This is a genomic window from Kitasatospora sp. NPDC042419 (assembly GCF_056437345.1).
Map to the genome: position 1 here is coordinate 147,594 of NZ_JBWKAW010000019.1, position 19,629 is coordinate 167,222.

A 19,629-nucleotide genomic window follows, 5' to 3' on the forward strand; every position below is an offset into this window, starting at 1 on the left:
GGTTGGGCCGACGGCGCGGTTGGGCCGACGGAGTGGCGGCGGGTGCTCGTCGGGGTGGCCTGCGGGAGGTGCGGCCGAGCACGGGGGAGAAGTTCGGCATGCTATCGGATCATCAGATGATTTCGCGTAGATTGCTGCTGGCTGCGGCCGGACTGTCCTTCCTCGGGATCGCCGGGTGCCGCGGACCGCTCCGGGACGGGGAGGGCGGTACGGCGTCGACCGCCGACGCCGCGGGCGGGGCGGTCCCCGAACCCGCGGCCACCGCGACGCCCGCGACGATCGCCACACCCGTGACGCCCGTGACGGTGCCGGGCGGCGCCGCTGCCGCCACCGCGCCCGCGGGTTCGCCCGCGGCCTCGGCGCCGTCCGCGCCACGCGAGCTGACGGCGGCCGAGACCTGGCCGGTGTACGAGCTGGACGCCGGGCGGAAGGTTGTCGCCATCACCGTCGACGACGGCCCGGACCCGCGGTACACGCCGGCCGTCCTGGCCCTGCTCGACCAGCACGGGATCCGGGCGTCCTTCTTCCTGATCGGCGAGAACGCGGCCGCGCATCCCGAGCTGGTCCGCGAGATCGCTGCCCGGGGGCACCACATCGCCAACCACTCCTGGAGCCACCCCGACCTGCGGAGCCTCTCCGAGGCGAAGGTGCGGGAGGAACTGGCGCGCACCTCCGAGCTGCTCGCCCGGACCACCGGCAGGGCGCCGACGTGGTTCCGTGCCCCGGGCGGGGACTGGTCCCCGACGACGCTGAGGGTCAGCGCCGAGCTGGGGATGCGGCCGATGGCCTGGTCGGTGGATCCGCGGGACTGGGCGGAGCCGGGGGCGGACGTGATCACCAAGCGGCTGGAGAAGGAGCTGCGGCCGGGCGCGATCGTGCTCACCCACGACGGCGGCGGGGACCGTTCGCAGACCGTGGCGGCGCTGAAGTCCTACCTGCCGATGCTCATCGACTCGGGCTACCGCTTCACCGCACCGCCGGCCGCCTGAGCACCGGGCTGCCTGCCCGGCGTCGCGAGGACGTCGGACCCACGGCTCCGGGCCCCGCCGCACGCGCGGCGGGGCCCGGAGCCGTCCCGCTCACTCCCCGACGGCGCTCGCGGCGCCCATGGCCTCGGCGCGGGCCCGGCGCCGGGCGTGCACCTCGGCCCGCTGCTCGGCCGTCTCGGCGAGCACCGCGCGGCGCTCGCGCCTGGGCAGCCGGTCGACGTAGAGCATTCCGTCGAGGTGGTCGCTCTCGTGCTGGAGGCAGCGGGCGAAGTAGCCGGTGCCCTCGATCACCAGCGGGTGCCCGTCCTGGTCGAAGCCGCGCACGACGGCGTGGTCGGCGCGGCCGAGCTCGCGCCGCGGGCCGGGGACCGAGAGGCAGCCTTCGCGCGCGTCGACCAGGCGCCGGGTTCCCGCGGGCTCGTCGAGCACCGGGTTGACGATGTGGCCGACGTGCCGGACGCCGTCGTCGTCGGGGCAGTCGTAGACGAACAGGCGCAGGTCGACGTCGACCTGGTTGGCGGCCAGGCCGACGCCCCGGGCCGCGTACATGGTGAGGAACATGTCGTCGACCAGCCGGGCGAGTTCGGCGGTGCCGAACCCGGTCACCGGCCGGCACGGGCGGTGCAGGACGGTCTCACCGACCTCGGTGATCCGCAGGACCCGGCCCCGGCCGGCCTCGGGCGCCTGCTGCGGGTAGGCGTCGACGGGACGCCCGAGGACGCGGACCCGTCGGTCCGGAGGGCTGTCCGCACGGGAGGACGGGGACATGGCGTGGAGCCTTTCGACGGTGTGGGACGGGAAGGGAGGGGCGACCGGCCCGCTGCCGTCGGATGCCGGGCGGCCTCGACGACCGCGGCGGCCCCGGCGGGCTCCGCAGCCGTCACGCGACCCGGGCTGCGGCGCGCGGGCTCAGCGCGGCGTACTCCAGCGGGGCGGACGGGTCGATGGAGAGGTCCATCGGGGAGGGCGCGGCGCCGGAGCGGACCAGGAGGTCCCCGATGGCGGCGATCATGGCGCCGTTGTCGGTGCACAGGCGCAGCGCCGGGACGCGCAGGGTGATGCCGGCGGCGGCGCAGCGCTGCTCGGTCAGGGCGCGGATGCGGGAGTTGGCGGCGACGCCGCCGACCACGACGAGGGTGTCGATGCCGTGGTCGGTGCAGGCCCTGACGGCCTTGCGGGTGAGGGTGTCGGCGATGGCCTCCTGGAGGGAGGCGGCCGCGTCGGGGACGTGCGGTTCGGTGCCGGCGGCGCGTTGCGCCTCGACCCAGCGGGCGGCGGCGGTCTTGAGGCCGGAGAAGGAGAACGCGTAGGGCGGGTCGTTCGGGCCGCTGAGCGGGCGGGGGAGTCGGACGGCCTTCGGGTCGCCCTCGCGGGCGGCACGGTCGATGGCCGGGCCGCCGGGGTAGGGCAGGCGGAGGATGCGGGCGACCTTGTCGAAGCACTCGCCGGCGGCGTCGTCCAGGGTGTCGCCGAGGTGGACGATCGGGTCGCGGGCGAGGTCGCGCACCAGCAGCAGCGAGGTGTGGCCGCCGGAGACGATGAGCACGATGGAGGGGTCGGGCAGCGGTCCGCCGTCCAGGGTGGCGGCGGCGACGTGTCCGGCGAGGTGGTGCACGCCGTAGAGGGGGACGCCGAGCGAGAAGGCGTAGCTCTTGGCGGCGGCCACCCCGACCTGGAGGGCGCCGGACAGGCCCGGTCCGGCGGTGACGGCGACGGCGCCGACGTCGGCCAGGGTGAGCCCGGCCCGGTCGAGTGCCTCGCGGACCACCGGTGCCATGGCGTGGACGTGCGCGCGGGCGGCGATCTCCGGCACGACCCCGCCGAAGCGGGCGTGCTCGTCCATGCTGGAGGCGACGGCCTGGCCGAGCAGCACGCCGTCACGCACCAGGCCCGCGCCGGTCTCGTCGCAGGAGGACTCGATCCCCAGAACCACCGGCGATCCCGCCATCAGCCACAACTCCTTCTTGCCTGCAATGTGCAACTACATCCTAGGTGCAGTAGGGGGGTGCCCGGCGGGCCGTCCGTCCCGCTGCCAGTCCCGCCGTTCGTTCCGCCGTCCGTTCCGCCGTCCGCCCCGCCCCCGGTCCCGCCGTCCGCCCCGCCCCCGGCGCGCGGCGGCGGGCGGTGCGACCGGTGGCCGTCGGGCACGCCGGCGTGCATTGGTCCGCCTGACCCGTTCGTGGCCAATCCATCGAACCGGTGTCGTTTGTCCGAGTGATTCCGAGCGCCTCCGGTGTGGCCGTCACCCGGTGCGGCTACGACCTTGACCACGACCTCCGGCGGCCGTCCGCCGCCGGTCCCCCGGCCGGGTCGACGCCGGGTGACCGCCGTCCGGCACGTCTTCACCCGCCGGTGCGCACGGCCGGGCCACCGGGGTCGTCCAGGGCACATCGGCAACACGCCTCCGGGAGAGCCCCCGGAGGAGAAGAGGACACCATGAGCAGCAGTGCCACCATCGCGGCCCCCTCCGGGCTGCGCGCCGACATCAAGCACCGGGCCGACGGCGGCTACACCGTGTACGGCCTGCACCTGCGCTGGCAGATCGGGGAGAACCAGCCGGACCACCCGACCTGGCCCCCGCCGGCGGACTGGAACGAGGGGGCCGCGCCCTACCCCCACCAGTACGAGGTGTGGATCGACGGCGAGGCGCGGCAGACCCTCTACATGTACTGGTCGGCCTGGGACTGGTCGGCGGCCAACTCCCACTGGGTGGACCTGGGCGAGGAGCCGGCGGCGGAGTACCGCGTGAAGATCCGCGCCAGGGTGGACGGCCAGGACACCCCCTTCACGAACGAGGTGACCGTCAGGCGGGACGACGCCGGACCCTGGTCCGCTCCCGCGCCGCGCCGGGGCGCCCCGGCCGCCGACGCCTCGGCCGCCGCGCCCCGGCACGGCACCGTCGACCACCCGCGCAGCCGGGCCGCCGCCGCGATCCGGGACGCGGACCCCGCGCCGATCTGCGTCGAGGCGCGGAGCATCAACACCAGCACCGACTGGCACGAGGTCCTCCCGGGCGCCGACCGGATGCTCGCCGACTACCCCTGGAACCACGCCTTGCGGTACCTGGAGTACCGCAAGTTCTTCGACGGCAACACCGTCGCCTCCACGGGCAACAAGGCCTACCAGGGGCTCGACCTGGCCCCGGACGGCGCCCACGGCGACTGGCCGGTGACCGTCCTGGAGGCCGGCGCCGACCGGCACACCTTCTCCTACGACTACATGGCCTACCACGACGGGGAGACCTGGTCGCACCGGTGGTTCCTCACCCGGCCGGGCTGGGACCCGGCCGGGGGCCTGTCCTGGGAGGACGTCGACCCGACGCCGTTCCTGGTGGAGCTCCAGGGCGCGGCCGAGGCGGACTCCACCGACTGGGAGTTCCCGACCCTCCCGCGCCGCCGTGGGCGGGCCGCGATCGTGCACGTCTGGGGCGGGCACGGCGGCCCGGACACCCCCGACGGCGGCAACGGCGGCAAGTCGGGCGAGTTCTTCCTGTCCGTGAGCGACGTGGACATCCGGTAGGACCGGCCGCTCGTGGCGCCCCGCCGGCACCGGGAACCGGCGGGGCGCCGCGGCGTCGGGGCTGCCCAGCCGGAAGGGCGTCGGGGCTGCCGCCCGTCCGGCTCCCGTCCGGCTCCCGCCCGGCGCAGCCCGGTCCCGTCCGGGTCCCCTCCGCCCCCGTCCGGGTCCCCTCCGCCCCCGTCCGGCCCCGGCGGACGGGCGGATTTCCCGGTCCCCCTGCTCGCCGCGTTCGCACCGCGTTCGATAAATTGGGGCCCGGCGTGCGCGACAGAGGTTCCGCGGAGGGGTCTTCACGATGGCTGATCAGACGGTCCACCAGTTGTTCTCCTACGGGACGCTCCAGCTCCCCGAGGTCCAGCTCGCCCGGTTCGGCCGGCGCCTCGACGGGCGCCCCGACGCGCTTCCCGGCTTCCGGCTGACCCACATCGCGATCACCGACCCGGAGGTGATCGCGGCCAGCGGCACCGACAGCCACCCCCTGGTCGTCGCCTCCTCGTTGGACGGCGACGCGGTGGAGGGCGGCGTCTTCGCGATCACCGACGCGGAGCTCGCCGCCGCGGACGACTACGAGGTCGACGACTACGCCAGGACCGAGGTCGTCCTGCGGTCGGGCGCCAGGGCCTGGGCCTACCTCGACGCGAGCACCCAGGGCGCCACGGCCCCCTGACCAGGGGCGGAACGCTGAGGCCAGCGCCCTGGAGGAGGCGTGACCGGCGCCCCGCCGTGCTCACGGCGGCCCGGAACGTGTGTGCGGTCCGGTTTACCCCGCGCTCCATGCGCCGTGACGACGCGGAAACGCGGCCTTCCTAGGGTGACGATCGTGGGACCTTCCCACTGCGTGATCCCTCGGGAGGGAGTCTCGGTGACGACGCCAGGTTCGAAGGCGGACGGCAGCGTGCGGACGGTCTGCTCGTACTGCGGCGTCGGCTGCGGCATCGTGCTCGACATCGGCCGCGACGCCGCGACCGGCAGGCGCACCGCCGGGAAGGCCGCCGGGGACCGCAACCACCCGGCGAACTTCGGGCGGCTCTGCACGAAGGGCTCGACCAGCGCCGACATGATGGCCGCCCCGGGGCGGGCCGCCAAGGCGCTGATCCGCGCCGAGCGCGGTGCCGAGCCCGCCGAGGCGGACGTCGACGCGGCGATCACGGCGGTCGCCGGCCGGCTGCGGGCGATCCTGGACCGGCACGGCCCTGACGCGCTCGCCTTCTACGTCTCCGGGCAGATGTCGCTGGAGGCGCAGTACCTGGCGAACAAGCTCGCCAAGGGGTTCGTGCGCACCAGCCGGATCGAGTCCAACTCCCGCCTGTGCATGGCCTCCGCCGGCTCCGGCTACAAGCTGTCGCTCGGCGCGGACGGGCCGCCCGGCTCGTACCGGGACCTCGACCGGGCCGACGCGTTCCTCGTCATCGGCGCGAACATGGCCGACTGCCACCCGATCCTGTTCCTGCGCATGATGGAGCGGATCAGGTCGGCGGGGGCGAAGCTCATCGTCGTCGACCCGCGGCGCAACGCCACCGCCGACAAGGCCGACCTGTACCTGCCGATCAGGCCGGGGACCGACCTGGCCCTGCTGAACGGCCTGCTGCACCTGCTGGTGGCGAACGGCCACACCGACGGGGCGTTCATCGCGGAGTTCACCGAGGGCTGGGAGGAGATGCCCGCCTTCCTGGCGGACTACCCGCCCGAGAAGGTCGCCGCGATCACCGGCATACCGGAGGCGGACATCCGGCAGGCCGCGCGCTGGATCGGCGAGGCGGGGGAGTGGACGAGCTGCTGGACGATGGGCCTCAACCAGTCCACCCACGGCACCTGGAACACCAACGCCCTGGTCAACCTGCACCTGGCGACCGGCGCGATCTGCCGCCCCGGCAGCGGCCCGTTCTCGCTCACCGGCCAGCCCAACGCGATGGGCGGCCGCGAGATGGGTTACATGGGCCCCGGCCTGCCCGGCCAGCGCTCGGTGCTGGTCGACGACGAGCGGGCCTTCATCGAGGACCTGTGGGGGATCGGGGCGGGCACGCTGCGGACCGAGGTGGGGAGCGGCACGGTCGAGATGTTCGAGCAGATGGCCGCCGGCGACATCAAGGCCTGCTGGATCATCTGCACCAACCCGGTCGCCTCGGTAGCCAACCGCAGGACCGTCATCGCCGCCCTGGAGGCGGCGGAACTGGTCGTCACCCAGGACGTGTTCGCCGAGACCGAGACCAACGCGTACGCGGACGTGGTGCTGCCGGCCACGCTGTGGGCCGAGTCCGACGGCGTCATGGTCAACTCCGAGCGGAACCTCACCCTCGTCCAGGGCGTCGTCGACCCGCCCGGACAGGCCCTGCCGGACTGGCAGCTGATCGCCCGCGTCGCCTGCGAGATGGGCTTCGCCGAGGCCTTCACCTACGCGAGCGCCGAGGAGGTCTTCGAGGAGCTCAAGCGGGCCTGGAACCCCAAGACCGGCTGGGACCTGCGCGGCGTCAGCTACCGGCGGCTGCGCGAGACCCCGGTGCAGTGGCCGGCGCCGACCCCCGACGGCAGCGACCGCAACCCGATCCGCTACCTGAACGACGGCGTCAGCCAGACCCTGCTGGAGCGCGCGGACGGCACCCGCCCCCGGCTCGTGTTCCCCACCGGCAGCGGACGCGCCCGGTTCTTCGCCCGCCCGCACCTGCCCGCCGCCGAACTCCCCGACGACGACTACCCGTTCGTCCTCAACACCGGCCGCCTCCAGCACCAGTGGCACACCCTCAGCAAGACCGGCAAGGTCGCCAGGCTCAACCGGCTCGACCCCGGGCCCTTCGTCGAACTCCACCCGGAGGACGCCGCCGCGATGGGCGCCGCGGACGGCGACCACATCGAGGTCGCCTCCCGCCGCGGCCGCGCCGTCCTGCCCGCCGTCGTCACCGACCGCGTCCGCCCCGGCAACTGCTTCGCGCCGTTCCACTGGAACGACCTCTTCGGCGAGTACCTCAGCATCAACGCCGTCACCAACGACGCCGTCGACCCGGTCTCCTTCCAGCCCGAGCTCAAGTCGTGCGCCGTCGCGCTGCGCGTGGTGTCCGCCCCCGTGCGGGCGGAGTCGGCCCCGGCGCCGGCGGAGGCCGACCCCGGCGTCCCGGCGCAGCGGAACACGCGGCGGCGGCGCTCGCCGCACGACCTGTCCGACCCGCCGCAGGCCGCTGCGGCGGCCGACGCCCCGGCCGCGACCGGCGGCCTGCCCGAGGCCGGTCCCGCGTTGGCCGGACTGCTGGGCCTCGCCGACCTCGCACCGCCCGCCCTGGCCGAACCGGAGCGCCGCTACCTGTCCGGGTTCCTGGCCGGCGTCACGGTGGCACCGCCCGGCGGGGTGCCGGTCCTGCCCGCGGACGCGCCGTTGGCCCCGGAGACGGCGCAGTGGGTGGACGGGCTGCTGGCCGGCATGTTCTCCCGGACCGCCGTTCCCCGCGCCCGGGCCCTTCCCCCCGCCCAGGCCGTTCCCGCTGCTCCGGCCGCTCCGGGCGCTCCCGGGGGTCCCGCCGCCGGGGCCGTCCGGGCCAGGGAACTGCTCGTCCTGTGGGCCTCGCAGACCGGGAACGCCGAGGAGTTCGCCGCCGGGGCCGCGGCCCGCCTGACCGAGGCCGGCTGCTCCCCGGTCCTGGTCGCCATGGCCGACACCGCCCCCGGGCGGCTCACCCCGGACACCGACCTGCTGATCGTCACCAGTACCTTCGGCGACGGGGACGCGCCCGACAACGGCGCCGACTTCTGGCGGGCGCTGGCCGACGACGGCGCGGCCCGGCTGGACGGCGTGCGGTACTCCGTCCTCGCCTTCGGCGACGACAGCTACGACGACTTCTGCGGGCACGGGCGCCGTCTCGACGAGCGCCTCGACGAGCTCGGTGCCGCCCGCCTGCACCCGCGGGCCGACTGCGGACCGGACGACGAGGAGGCCGCCGGGCAGTGGCTCCAACGGGTCACCGGTGCCCTCACGGCGGCGGGCGGGCAGCAGTTCGGGCCCGCCCCGGCCCCCGGCGGAACGGCCGTGGCCACGGAGGCGGCGGCACCCGCCGTCGCCCGGCCCGTCCCCGGCGCCCCGGCCACCACGCCTCCCGCCGCCGTGGCCCCGGCGGTGGCCCCCGCCGTCCTCCCCGCGGTCACGACGGCACCCGCCGCCGCACCGGCCGGGTACTCGAAGGCAGCCCCCTTCACCACCCTGCTGGTCGGCAACCGGGTGCTCAGCCTGCCCGGCGCACAGAAGGAGGTGCGGCAGTTCGCGTTCGACACCCGCGACGGCCGGCTCGCCTACGAGGCCGGGGACGCCCTCGGCGTGTGGCCCGCCAACGGGACCGGGCTGGTCGCCGAATGGCTCGCCCTGACGGGCCTCGACGCGGAGGAGTCCGTCTGCCTGCCCGGCATCGGCGACCTCCCCCTCGGCGACGCCCTGCGGACCCGTCTCGACATCGCCCGCGTCACGCCGGAGCTGCTCAGGTTCGTCGCGGAACGCACCGGTGACCGCGACCTGCGGCGGCTGCTGCGGCCGGACAACAAGGGCGAGCTGGCGAAGTGGGGCTGGGGCCGGCAGGCGGCGGACGTGGTCGGCGCCTTCCCCGTCCGGGCCTCGGCCGCCGAGTGGGCCGGTGTGCTCCGACGGCTCCAGCCCCGGCTGTACTCCGTGTCCTCCAGCCCGCTGGCGCACCCCGGCGAGGTGCGGCTCACCGTGTCCGTCGTCCGGTACACCAACGACCTCGGGCGCGACCGCAAGGGCGTCTGCTCCAGCTACCTCGCCGACTGCGCCGACGACGGCCCGGTGCAGGTGTTCGTCCAGCGCTCCCCGCACTTCCGCCCGCCCGCGTCCTCCGCCACGCCGATGATCATGGTGGGTCCCGGTACCGGCATCGCGCCCTTCATCGGCTTCCTGGAGGACCGCCGGGCCCGCGGTCACACCGGCCCCAACTGGCTGTTCTTCGGAGAGCAGCGCGAGGCCACCGACTTCTACTACCGGGAGGACCTGGAGGCCTTCCGCGCCTCGGGCCACCTGGACCGCCTCGACGTCGCCTTCTCGCGCGACCAGCGCAACAAGGTCTACGTCCAGGACCGGATGCGCGAGCACGGACCGCGCCTGTGGCGGTGGCTCCAGGACGGCGCCCACCTCTACGTCTGCGGTGACGCAGGGCGGATGGCCAGGGACGTCGACCGGGCCCTGCGCGAGGTCGTCGCCGCCCACGGCGCGATGGACGAGGAGTCGGCCGCCGCGTACGTCCGGCAGCTCGCGAGCGACAGACGCTACGTCAGGGACGTCTACTGACGCCCGCGTCACGTGGCGGCCGCGCCCGCCAGGTGTCGTGCCTGCTCGACGGCGGCGGGGATGTCGCCGACCGGGAAGAGGACGTGCCGCACGGTGCGCTCCGCGTCGACGACCAGGACGAGGCGCTTGAGGCGCAGCCGGCCCGCGCCGCGGAAGGTGGGCAGGCGCAGCGCCGCGGCCAGGCGCAGCTCCGTGTCGGAGAGCAGCGGGTAGGGCACCGACTCGGCCCGGGCGAAGGCCGCCTGTTCGTCCGGCAGTTGGGTGCTGACCCCGTGGACGGCGAGGCCGGCGCCGGCGAAGGACGGCCAGGCGTCGCGGAAGAGCCGGTTCTCCAGCGTGCAGCCGGCCGCCGCTTCGAACGGCGCCTCCCAGTCGACCCCGGTGGCGGGGTAGGTGAACAGCACGGTCGCGGCGGCGCCGGGCGCGACGACGTCCCGGAGGGTGCCGTCCGTGGTGGGCAGGCGCAGGTCCGGCGGCAGCCGGGTGCCGGCCAGGGCGTGGACGCGGGCGTGCTCGGCCCCGTCGTCGGACGCGGTGGCGGTGGGGGAGCCGTCGCCCAGCACCCACCGGTCGGCCCAGTCCTGCATGGCGACCAGCAGCGGCAGCAGGCCGCGGCCGGCTTCGGTGAGCAGGTACTCGTGGCGCGGCGGGCGCTGCTGGTACGGGCTGCGGTACAGGACGCCGCGCGCGACGAGTCCGCCCAGGCGCTCGGTGAGGACCTTGCGGGAGAGGCCGAGTCCGCCGGCGAGCTCGTCGAAGCGCACGTGGCCGCGGGCGACCTCACGCAGGATCAGCACGTTCCACCAGTCGCCCACGACCTCGGCGGCCCGGGCGATGCCGCAGTTCTCGTCGGCGTTGTGCATTCTCATCCCCCCATAGTAGGTTCCCCATCGGAACCCAGTGAGTTCCCCAAGGGAACTCACTGGGCGGATCGATCGGGAGGACACACCATGACCGCCATCGCCGGGACCACCGGGCGCGAGGCCGCCGACGGCCGGGGCGACCCCGCCGCGCCGCACCGGGGGGAGGCTCCGGGGCCGGGGCCGCTCCCGGGCGGCGTGCAGGCGGTGGTCTTCGACTGCGACGGGCTGCTGGTCGACACCGAGGTCTGCTGGACCAGGGCCGAGACCGCGATCTTCGCCGCGCACGGCCGCGGCTTCGGCCCGCGGCAGAAGGCCCTGGTGATCGGCCGCACGCCGGCCGGCGCGGGCGCGGCGATGGCCGAGTACTTCGGCCGCCCCGACGCCGGCGAGGAGATCGCGGCCGAACTCCTGGACCTGGTGCGGCAGGAGCTCGCGAAGGGCGCCGAGGCGCTGCCCGGTGCGGAGGACCTGGCCCGGCTGTGCGCGGCGGCGGTGCCGGTCGCGGTGGCCAGCAACAGCCCGCGCGAACTCCTCGACACCGCGCTCGCCTCCTCCGGACTCGCCGGGTACTTCCCGCACACCTTCGCCGCCGACGAGGTGGCCTCGCCCAAGCCCGCCCCGGACCTGTACCTCGCGGCCTGTGCCGCCCTGGGGGCGGATCCGGCGCGGTCGGTCGCCTTCGAGGACTCGGCCACCGGGGTGGCCGCCGCCCGCGCCGCCGGGCTCCGGGTGGTGGCGGTGCCGTCGCTGGCCGACGTGCCGCTCGACCACGACTGGCTCGCCCCCACCCTCGCCGACCCCGGGCTGCGCCGGTGGGCGGCGGGCCTGGCCCCCGCGGCCGGCGCCCGCCGGGGCGCCGACCGGGGCGCCGGCCGGGGTCCGCGGTAGGGCCCCGTCGGCCCACCGGCGCCGCATGTGCGGGGGCGGCGGCGCGGCTCAGGTGCGGTCGGTCGGCCGGTAGGGGCTGTGCATGGTGAGGAAGCGGATTTCGAGGTCGGTCTCCAGGTAGTCCATGCGCCGCTCCCAGAAGTCCCGCAGGTGGGGGAGGGCGAGGTGGGCGTCGAGATCGGCCTCGGAGCGCCAGGCCTCGTAGAAGACGAAGACGCCCGGCTCCTGGCGGTCCTCGTGGAAGTGGTACTCCAGGCAGCCGGGCTCCTGCCGGGTGGGCTCGACGAACGAGAGCAGGAGCTGCTTCAGCTCCTCGGCGCGTTCGGGCTTGGGGCGGGCGGTGCCGACGAGCGTGAACGGCTGGGACATGCGGGGTTCCCCCTTCGAGAGGTACAGGAAATCTCGTACCTGCCGGACGCTACCCAACGCGCAGGTACGATGCAATCCATACCTGGAGGAAGGTGTTCCGCATGCCCGACGACGAAGGCCACCCGGGCGTCGAGGAGATCGAACTCGGACCGGTGCTCTCCGCGCTGGCCGATCCGCTGCGCCGCCGGGTGGTGCGCGAGCTGGCGGCCGAACCCGACGGCACCGCGCGGACCTGCAGCTCCTTCGCGCTGCCGGTCTCCAAGGCGACCGTCACCTACCACTTCCGCGCCCTGCGCGAGGCCGGGCTGATCCGGCAGGTCGACCGGGGCAACAGCCGGATGGCCACCCTGCGCCGGGCCGACATCGAGCAGCGGTTCCCCGGGCTGCTGGGCATCCTGGCGGCCGAGTCGCGGGAGTGAGCCCGGGAACGGTTCGGACCCGCTGCGCCGGAACCCCCGGCGCAGGCGTCGGGTGAGCCTGCGTCAGGGGCGCCGGTGGGGCGGGTCCGAACCGTCGGGGCGGGGCGGGGGAGGCGGCCGGGTCAGCGGGCCGCCTGGGCGAGCCGGCGGGGGCGGACCATGACCCGCCGGAGGTCGCAGAGTTCGACGTCGAAGTTCGCGGAGGTGCTGCGCAGTCGGGAGAGCATCGCGTCCGGGCCGGTGATCCAGAGCCGGTCGACGCCCAGGCCGCGCAGCGTCCGCGCGGTGTCGACCCAGCGGATCGGGCTGACGAACCCGTCGAGCAGGGCCGTCCGCAGGGCCTGCGGTTCGGTCAGCACGGTGCCGTCGTGGTAGCAGACGATCGGGATCCGGGGCGCCGACAGGGTGTACCGCGCGTACACCTGCTCCATCTGCGCGCGGAGCCCGGCGAACAGGGACGTGTGCGCGGGCGGACGCATCGTGTAGAGCGAGTAGCCGCCCGCCTCGCCGATCGCCGACTTGAAGGCGGTCAGCTCCGCCTCGCGCAGCGACACCATGTGGAAGTCGGTGTCCATCCGTCCGGAGACGTCGTGCCACTCCAGCCCGGCCAGCAGCGGGTCCAGCCGCTCCTCGGGCACCCGGACGAACGAGTGGGTGACGATGTCGCGGTGCTCGGTGGCGAAGTACTGCCGTTCCACCCGGGCGATCTCGTCCACCAGCCGCACGGTGTCGGCGAACGGCAGCGCGCCGGTGTAGGCCAGCGCGGTGCGCTCCCCGAAGCTCGGGCCGGCGCAGTACGCGGGCGCCGCGCCGAGCCGCTGCTCGGCCCACTCCGCCAGGGCCAGGCACGCGACGAGGGCCGCCACCTGGACCGGTTCGGCGTAGTCGTCGTCGGCCGGTGCGTCGGCCAGCGCGTCGGCGAGGCGGTAGCCGAGCGCCTCGTCGGCCTCGGCGAGCCGCCGGCGCGCGAGCGGGTGGACCATCAGGAACGTGCCGAGTTCCCCGCGGCGGACCGGTGAGAGGGCCGGGAAGACGATCGCGGCGGTCATCGGGGCTCCTTCGTCGGGGCCCCGCCCGCCGGGGCGGGGCGGGGACGGACGCTTGCGGCTGCGGCTTCGGCTCACGAGTGGACCGGTTTCCCGGCGGCCGGGCGGGCGGCCAGCTTCTCCAGCGCCTTCCGGTCGGGCTTGCCGTTGCGGTTGAGCGGCAGCCGGTCCAGGACGACGACCCGGTTGGGCTGCTCGTAGGCCGGCAGCACCGCGCAGATCCGCTCCCGCCAGTGCGCGGCGTCCGCGCCGGCCTCGTCCTCGACGAAGAACACCAGGGAGCTGCCGCGCCGTTCGTCCGGGACGGCTATCACCTTCGCCGAGCAGCCGGCCTCGGCGATCCGCGCCTCGATCCGCTCCGGGTAGAGCGTGTAGCCCATCCGGTGCACGGCCAGCTTGCGGCCGAGGACGGACAGGTTGCCGTGCTCGTCCAGCCGTCCGAAGTCGCCGGTGCGCCGCCAGCCCCGGGCGACCGGGGCGAGGGTGCCGTCGGGGTCGAGGTAGCCCTCCATGAGCTCGGGGGAGTCGACCTCGATCTCGCCCGCCTCGTAGGGGCCGAGCACCGCGCCCGCGTCGTCGACGATCCGCACGCCCATGCCCACCACCGGCCGGCCGGTGGCCACCGGGTTGTCCTCGGTCGCGAAGGCGACGTTGCCCAGTTCGGTGCTGCCGTAGCTGTCCAGCAGGGGCTTGCCGCACAGGTCGACGTACCGGTCGACCAGGGTGGGGTCCAGCGGGGCGGCGCCGCTGCAGAACAGCCGCACGCCGTGCAGGTCGGCCATCGGCTCGGGGCGCCGGTTGACGATGTTCCAGATGCTGCGGTAGGTGGCGGGGGTGGCGTCGAGCACGGTGGCGCCGGTCCGGTTGGCCATGGCGAGCGCCTGGTCGACCCGGCGGTACGGGGCGACCACCAGGGAGCAACGGACCAGCCAGGCGATGAGCACCATGGACAGCCCGTACTGGTGGGAGAACGGCAGCAGCGGCAGCAGGACGTCGTCCGGGCGGTGGCCGATCTGGGCGGCGTTGCGCTCCAGGTTGCGCAGGAAGCGCGCGCCGGTCTTCACCACGCCCTTCGGGACGCCGGTCGAGCCGGAGGACCACATGATCAGCCCGTCCGGGAGCGCCCGCCAGACGGACAGGTCCAGCGGGCGGTCAAGCACGGCGGAGGGCCGGGTCGCCGCGGCGGCCAGCAGGTCGTGGACGAGGACGGTCCGGTCGTCGGCCGGGAGCGCCCCGCCGTCGACGACCGACACTTCGGCGCGGGTGAGCCGGTGGATGCGGGCGGTCTCCTCGGCCGTGTCCTGGTGGTCGAGGAGCACGATCGACGCGCCGGCGTGGGCCAGGCCGAGCAGCACGGTGACCCAGGCGGCCGAGTTGTCCGCCTTGAACAGCACGCGGGTGCCCGGGCGGACGCCGAGGTCGGCGAGGACGCCGGCGACGCCGACGGCCGATCGCTCCACTTCGGTCAGGGACTGGTCGGAGTCGGGGGCGAACACAGTGGCGGTCATCGGCGGATGCCGTCCTTCCGCGGGTGTCAGGATGCGGGCGGGGTCAGGCCAGCGGGAACTTCAGCCGGCCCGAGGCGATCGGATTGACGTAGTCGGCGCTGGTCATTCCGGCCTTCTTCATCGCCAGGCCGGTGAGGCCCTCGAAGATGGCCCGGCGGGCGTTCATGGTGGTGGAGTAGCCGGGGTCCAGGTGCGGCGCGATCTCCACGACGTCCATCCCGATGACGTTGGTCTCCGCGCACAGCCGGCGGAACGCCGGGAGCAGCTCGCGCGGGGTCAGGCCGCCCGGTTCCGGCGTGCCGGTGCCGGGTGCGTACGCGGGGTCGAGGACGTCGATGTCGAGCGACAGGTAGACGAACTCCGGGCCGTCCTGGACCTCTTCGATGACCTTGTCGAGCACGGCGCTGAAGCCGATCCGCTCGATCTCGGCCATGAAGTGGGTCCGCATGCCGTTGCGGCGCATCCAGTTGAACAGCGCGTCGTCCGGGCCGGTCGGCGTGCGCAGGCCCACCTGCACGAAGTTCTTGCCGGGGATCCGCTTGTCGTCGATCAGCCGCCGCAGCGGCGTGCCGTGGGTGATGCGGTGGCCGAAGACGTGCTCGTGGCAGTCGGGGTGGGCGTCGAAGTGGACGACGCCCACCTTGTCGGGGCCGTAGAGGTCGGCGAGGGCGCCGACGCTGGCGATCATGAGCGAGTGGTCGCCGCCCAGGATGACGGGGATGGCGCCGACGTCCACGACCTCGCGGACGGTCGCGGCGATGGACGGCAGCGAGTTCTCGACGCTGAAGATGTCGACCGCCGCGTCCCCGTAGTCGACCACCTTGAGGAGGTTGAACGGGCTCACCCGGGTGCTGGCGTTGACCAGCAGTTCGGGGGTGTTGAAGACGTAGCGTTCGTCGGAGCGCAGCGCGCGGGGGCCGTAGGCGGCGCCCCGGTGGCCGGACGAGGAGTCCAGCGGCACGCCGAACACCGCGACGTCGACGCCGCCGGCCCGCAGGTCCTCCTGGTCGAGGCAGACCGGGACCCCCATGAACGTGGGGATGCCGCTGTAGGCCGGCTGGATGAAGTTGCGCCGCAGGTCGATCGGTCCGGGCTCGCGGGCGGGGGCCTGCGAGCGGTCGATCGGAATTTCCCAGGACTCTTCGACACTGTTATCCGTCACGCTGATTCCTTACCGTGGCCTTGCCGTGAACGGGCTTTGCGGCGATTTCGTCAACGCGCTCGCGGAGACTTCGCAACGCCGACGGAAGGTTATTCAGCGGAATTCGGCGGGCCAACCCCAGCGGATCCCCTACCGAGTGCGCCCGACCGGGCCGTCCGATCCATCCGCAAGATCACGAAGGTCTGGAATGTCCGAATTCGAGCCGAGGTGTGCGTTGTGGTCGGTTCCGGCGGCCGGCAGAGCCGTCCGGGGTGCCGTCCGAGACACCTTCCGAGGTCGCGAGGCCCTTGGGGCAGCGGCGGAACGGGTCCTGACGACGCGCCAGACGCGCCGTAGGGTACCTTAAACATCTGATGCCCTTTCGGGCACAAGATTCTTTGTTCACGCTGCGTACCCCATCGATTCCACGGAGGATCATCTCGCGCGGGGCATACTGATGCTGTCACGCCAAAGCGAAACCAATTCTATTTTCAACCGTGATAGTGGCGAAACATTGTCGACGCCGCGTCCCCGTCGGTCCTGTGTCGCGCAGCCATGTCATGGGTGCAGCGAATTCCTGGCGGGCGCCGGCGGATCACGGATCACGAATGTGTCCTACGGGGAGGATCACACAGGTGTTTGTTGAACGGCAGGAGCAAGTCGTCGGCTTCATGGCCGCATTGGAGGAGTGCCGGGCGGGGAAGGGCCGGCTGCTGTCAGTCGTCGGCCCCCTGTCCAGCGGGAAGACCACGTTGCTGCGCGCCTTCACCGAGCGCGCCGAGGCGGAGGGGTTCGACGTCCTGTGGGCCACCGGCTCCCGGACCGAGCGGGAGCTGCCGCTGAGCCTGGTCAACCAGTTCGGCCACGGCTTCCCGTCCCCGACCGGTCACGCCGACCGGGCGGCGCTGATCCGCGAGGTCCACCACGCGTCCGCGGCGCTGCTGGCGAACAGCGAACGGACACCGCTGCTCATCGCGGTCGACGACCTGCACCACGGCGACATGCTCTCCCTGCACTGTCTGCTCTACCTGGTCCGGCGCACCCGCGGCGCACGCGTCCTGGTGGTGGTCAGCGGCCGCGACCTGACGGAGCCGACCGACCCTCAGATGTACGCCGAACTGATGGTGCTGGCCTCCGACAACCACCTCGAACTGCCGCCGCTCTCCCGGAACGGCGTCGGTGAACTCCTCGCCGACGCCTTCGGCGACCAGCCGGCCGACGCGCTGGTGGACGCCTGCACCCGGGCCTCCGGCGGAAACCCGCTGCTGGCCCGCACCCTGATAGCCGACCTCCGCGGTGGCGGCGGCCCGGTCGTCGACCGGGACGGCGAGGTCCGGCCCGGCCGCGCCTACACCGCCGCCGTGCGCCGCTACGTGGAACGGTGCGAACCGGTCACCCGGCGGGTCCTGGCCGCCGCCGCACTGCTGGACGGCCGCCCGCCGGCCGGTCTCCTCACCCTCGCCCGGCTGGCCGAGGTCGACACCCCGGCCGCCCAGCGGGCGCTGTCCGGCCTGGAGAGCGCCGGCCTGATCAGCGACGGCCGCCTCCCGCACCCGCAGGCCCGCCAGGCCGTGCTCGACCAGCTGCCGCCCCAGGCCCTCACCCACCTCCACCTGAGGGCCGCCCTGATCATGTACGAGGGAGGGGCCGCGCCGCTCCCGGTCGCCCGCCACCTCCTGGCGGCCGGCCGTTCGCCCGACTGGGCCGGTCCGGTGCTCGGCGCCGCCGCCGAGGAACTGCTCGGCACCGGCGACGCCGACCTCGCCACCGCCCTGCTGCGGCTCGCGCACGACGGTGCCACCGACGAGACCGAACGGATCGCCTTCAAGGTCGCACTGCTCCGCGCGGAATGGTGTACCGACCCGGCATCGGCCGGGCACCGACTGGGACAGCTCGCGGCCGCCGTGCGGAACGGCCGGACCGACGTCGCCGCACGCGTGACCACCGCCTACTGCCTGCTCTGGCTGGGGCGCACCGCCGAGGCGGTCGAGGTGCTCGACGGCCTCGCGGCGCTGGACGCCGACCCGGAGGAGCGCGCCAGGATCCGGCTCCTCACCGCGTGGACCCGGTTCACCCACCCGGGCCTGCTCCGTGACGACCCGGCGGAACCCTGGTCGCCCCGGCGCGACACCGAGAGCGTGGTCAACACCAAGGAGGCACTGGCGCAGGCCCTGGAGACCGTCCTGGTCAAGGGGCCGAACAGCGCGGCCGTCATCACCGCCGAACAGGCCCTGCCGCGCTCGTCCGTCCGCGGCGACGCGCTGACCATGCACATCGCGGCGCTGACCATCCTCGTCTACGCCGACCAGCTGGAGACCGCCGCCCAGTGGACCGACCGCCTGCTGGCCCAGGCCCGTGAGTGCGGCGCGACCTCCACCCAGGGCATGCTGACGGCGGTCCGCGCCGACATCTCGTTCCGCTCCGGCCGGCTCGCCGACGCCCAGCGCCACGCCGAGACCGCGCTCGCCACGATGTGCCGCGACAGCTGGTCGACCGCGGTCGGCGGCCCGCTGGGCACCCTGCTGCTGACGCTCACCGCACGCGGCCGGCTGGCCGAGGCCGCCCGGTACCTCGAACAGCCCGTCCCCGACGCGATGTTCGAGACCATCTGGGGCCTGCACTACCTGCGCGCCCGCGGGGCCTACTACCTGGCGGCCGGCCAGCCGGAGGCCGCCCTGGACGACTTCACCACCTGCGGGGACCTGATGGCCCGCTGGAACCTCGACCTGCCGGCGCTCGCCTCCTGGCGGATCCACGCGGCCCGCGCCCACCAGGCGCTCAACCAGCCGCAGCAGGCCCGCGCGCTCGCCGAGAGCCAGCTGACCCAGATGGGTCAGGAGCCGAGCCGGACCAAGGCGGCCGCGCTGCGCGTCCTGGCCGCGGTCTCCCCGCTCGCCCAGCGCCCGACCCTGCTGCGCGAGGCCGCCGAGATGCTCCGCGGCTGCGGGGACCAGCTGGAACTGGCCTACGCCCTGGCCGACCTCAGCCAGGCGCAGCGCTCGCTCGGCGACTTCCACCGGGCCCGGATGACCGTCCGGCGGGCCTACGGCCTGGCCGGCGACTGCCAGGCCGACGGGCTGCGCCAGCGGCTGCTGCCCGACGTCGACGAAGCGGCGCCGGAGGAGGCCGAGGAGTCCTACACCGAGGCCCTCAACTCGCTCAGCGACGCCGAGCGGCGGGTCGCCGTCCTGGCCGCGCAGGGCAACACCAACCGGCAGATCGCCAACCGCCTGCTGGTCACCCTCAGCACGGTCGAGCAGCACCTGACCAAGGTCTACCGCAAGCTCAGCGTGACCCGGCGGGCCGACCTCCTGGCCAAGCTCGGGCCGCGGGTCAGCAACATCGCGTGAGCAAGGGCGGCGGGCCGGCGGCCGGGAACCGACCCCGGCGGCCGGCCCGCCCGAGCACCCGGCGGAGCGCCCCGGACGGGGGGCTCCGCCGGGTGCTCGCGCGGGGCCGACCGGCCGACGGCTGTCCATGGTCGGAGGCTAGACGCGGCGCCCACCTGCACCAACCCCTAGCGGACCCCGGCGTTTCGGGGCCCGCCGCCCGGTGTCAACCGATCGATGGACAGCTGTCGGTCCACCGGCCGTCGCGGACCGGCGGCCGCGC

14 protein-coding genes are annotated in these 19,629 nt (G+C 74.4%); 7 read left to right on the forward strand and 7 right to left on the reverse strand.

The features are described 5' to 3' along the window. The first annotated feature begins 116 nt into the window (after window positions 1-116). On the forward strand, window positions 117-989 hold the full coding sequence (locus AC067J_RS29605) for a polysaccharide deacetylase family protein (protein ID WP_478304293.1): 873 nt from the start codon (window positions 117-119) through the stop codon (window positions 987-989). A gap of 90 nt (window positions 990-1,079) precedes the next feature. Here AC067J_RS29605 and def read toward each other — a convergent pair whose 3' ends face one another. Both def and tsaD read right to left on the reverse strand, forming a co-directional pair. Continuing rightward, on the reverse strand, window positions 1,080-1,757 hold the full coding sequence (gene def, locus AC067J_RS29610; protein ID WP_478304295.1) for a peptide deformylase: 678 nt from the start codon (window positions 1,755-1,757) through the stop codon (window positions 1,080-1,082). Window positions 1,758-1,869: 112 nt separating this feature from the next. Next, window positions 1,870-2,937, reverse strand: a complete 1,068-nt coding sequence (tsaD, locus tag AC067J_RS29615; protein WP_478304297.1) for a tRNA (adenosine(37)-N6)-threonylcarbamoyltransferase complex transferase subunit TsaD — start codon at window positions 2,935-2,937, stop codon at window positions 1,870-1,872. A 488-nt stretch (window positions 2,938-3,425) separates the two neighbouring features. Here tsaD and AC067J_RS29620 point away from each other — a divergent pair, with 488 nt between their 5' ends. The 3 genes from AC067J_RS29620 (at window position 3,426) to AC067J_RS29630 (ending at window position 9,783) form a co-directional block, all read left to right on the forward strand. Next, the gene (locus AC067J_RS29620) at window positions 3,426-4,508 is read left to right on the forward strand and encodes a lytic polysaccharide monooxygenase (RefSeq protein ID WP_478304299.1); all 1,083 of its coding nucleotides are present in this window, start codon (window positions 3,426-3,428) and stop codon (window positions 4,506-4,508) included. Between the two features lie 295 nt (window positions 4,509-4,803). Then, window positions 4,804-5,175, forward strand: coding sequence for a gamma-glutamylcyclotransferase family protein (locus AC067J_RS29625; protein ID WP_478304301.1), 372 nt, complete (start codon window positions 4,804-4,806; stop codon window positions 5,173-5,175). 195 nt (window positions 5,176-5,370) lie between these two features. Then, entirely contained in the window at window positions 5,371-9,783 is a 4,413-nt protein-coding gene (locus AC067J_RS29630; RefSeq protein ID WP_478304302.1) for a molybdopterin-dependent oxidoreductase, read from the forward strand. An 8-nt stretch (window positions 9,784-9,791) separates the two neighbouring features. Here the strand turns inward: AC067J_RS29630 and AC067J_RS29635 are convergent, their stop codons facing one another. Continuing rightward, a complete protein-coding gene (locus tag AC067J_RS29635; RefSeq protein WP_478304304.1) occupies window positions 9,792-10,652 on the reverse strand; it encodes a winged helix-turn-helix transcriptional regulator in 861 nt (286 codons plus the stop codon). An 81-nt stretch (window positions 10,653-10,733) separates the two neighbouring features. On the opposite strand from AC067J_RS29635, the gene AC067J_RS29640 reads away from it, so the two are divergent. Further along, complete coding sequence (locus AC067J_RS29640; RefSeq protein ID WP_478304306.1) at window positions 10,734-11,534, forward strand: HAD family hydrolase; 801 nt, start codon at window positions 10,734-10,736, stop codon at window positions 11,532-11,534. Window positions 11,535-11,582: 48 nt separating this feature from the next. On the opposite strand, the gene AC067J_RS29645 is transcribed toward AC067J_RS29640, so the two are convergent. Continuing rightward, window positions 11,583-11,903 carry a putative quinol monooxygenase gene (locus tag AC067J_RS29645; protein ID WP_478304308.1) on the reverse strand — a complete coding sequence of 107 codons (321 nt, stop codon included), beginning with the start codon at window positions 11,901-11,903 and terminating at the stop codon, window positions 11,583-11,585. Window positions 11,904-12,004: 101 nt separating this feature from the next. Between AC067J_RS29645 and AC067J_RS29650 the strand changes: the two genes are divergently transcribed. Next, window positions 12,005-12,322 carry an ArsR/SmtB family transcription factor gene (locus tag AC067J_RS29650; RefSeq protein WP_478304310.1) on the forward strand — a complete coding sequence of 106 codons (318 nt, stop codon included), beginning with the start codon at window positions 12,005-12,007 and terminating at the stop codon, window positions 12,320-12,322. A 122-nt stretch (window positions 12,323-12,444) separates the two neighbouring features. Here the strand turns inward: AC067J_RS29650 and AC067J_RS29655 are convergent, their stop codons facing one another. The 3 genes from AC067J_RS29655 to AC067J_RS29665 all read right to left on the reverse strand — a co-directional run bounded on the left by AC067J_RS29655 (window position 12,445) and on the right by AC067J_RS29665 (window position 16,038). Continuing rightward, window positions 12,445-13,371 (reverse strand): ACP S-malonyltransferase, encoded by a 927-nt coding sequence (locus AC067J_RS29655; protein WP_478304311.1) that lies wholly within the window; start codon window positions 13,369-13,371, stop codon window positions 12,445-12,447. A gap of 71 nt (window positions 13,372-13,442) precedes the next feature. After that, on the reverse strand, window positions 13,443-14,876 hold the full coding sequence (locus tag AC067J_RS29660) for a class I adenylate-forming enzyme family protein (RefSeq protein ID WP_478304312.1): 1,434 nt from the start codon (window positions 14,874-14,876) through the stop codon (window positions 13,443-13,445). Window positions 14,877-14,919: 43 nt separating this feature from the next. Further along, window positions 14,920-16,038 carry an agmatinase family protein gene (locus AC067J_RS29665; protein ID WP_478304314.1) on the reverse strand — a complete coding sequence of 373 codons (1,119 nt, stop codon included), beginning with the start codon at window positions 16,036-16,038 and terminating at the stop codon, window positions 14,920-14,922. A 614-nt stretch (window positions 16,039-16,652) separates the two neighbouring features. Between AC067J_RS29665 and AC067J_RS29670 the strand changes: the two genes are divergently transcribed. Continuing rightward, window positions 16,653-19,367 carry an AAA family ATPase gene (locus AC067J_RS29670; protein WP_478304316.1) on the forward strand — a complete coding sequence of 905 codons (2,715 nt, stop codon included), beginning with the start codon at window positions 16,653-16,655 and terminating at the stop codon, window positions 19,365-19,367. Window positions 19,368-19,629 lie beyond the last annotated feature (262 nt).

Coding starts and splice junctions, on each gene's coding strand:
- AC067J_RS29625 (WP_478304301.1), top strand. CDS start 4,804: ATGGCTGATCAGACGGTCCACCAGTTGTTCTCCTACGGGACGCTCCAG.
- tsaD (WP_478304297.1), bottom strand. CDS start 2,937: ATGGCGGGATCGCCGGTGGTTCTGGGGATCGAGTCCTCCTGCGACGAG.
- AC067J_RS29645 (WP_478304308.1), bottom strand. CDS start 11,903: ATGTCCCAGCCGTTCACGCTCGTCGGCACCGCCCGCCCCAAGCCCGAA.
- AC067J_RS29650 (WP_478304310.1), top strand. CDS start 12,005: ATGCCCGACGACGAAGGCCACCCGGGCGTCGAGGAGATCGAACTCGGA.
- AC067J_RS29640 (WP_478304306.1), top strand. CDS start 10,734: ATGACCGCCATCGCCGGGACCACCGGGCGCGAGGCCGCCGACGGCCGG.
- AC067J_RS29620 (WP_478304299.1), top strand. CDS start 3,426: ATGAGCAGCAGTGCCACCATCGCGGCCCCCTCCGGGCTGCGCGCCGAC.
- def (WP_478304295.1), bottom strand. CDS start 1,757: ATGTCCCCGTCCTCCCGTGCGGACAGCCCTCCGGACCGACGGGTCCGC.
- AC067J_RS29660 (WP_478304312.1), bottom strand. CDS start 14,876: ATGACCGCCACTGTGTTCGCCCCCGACTCCGACCAGTCCCTGACCGAA.
- AC067J_RS29655 (WP_478304311.1), bottom strand. CDS start 13,371: ATGACCGCCGCGATCGTCTTCCCGGCCCTCTCACCGGTCCGCCGCGGG.
- AC067J_RS29605 (WP_478304293.1), top strand. CDS start 117: ATGATTTCGCGTAGATTGCTGCTGGCTGCGGCCGGACTGTCCTTCCTC.
- AC067J_RS29635 (WP_478304304.1), bottom strand. CDS start 10,652: ATGAGAATGCACAACGCCGACGAGAACTGCGGCATCGCCCGGGCCGCC.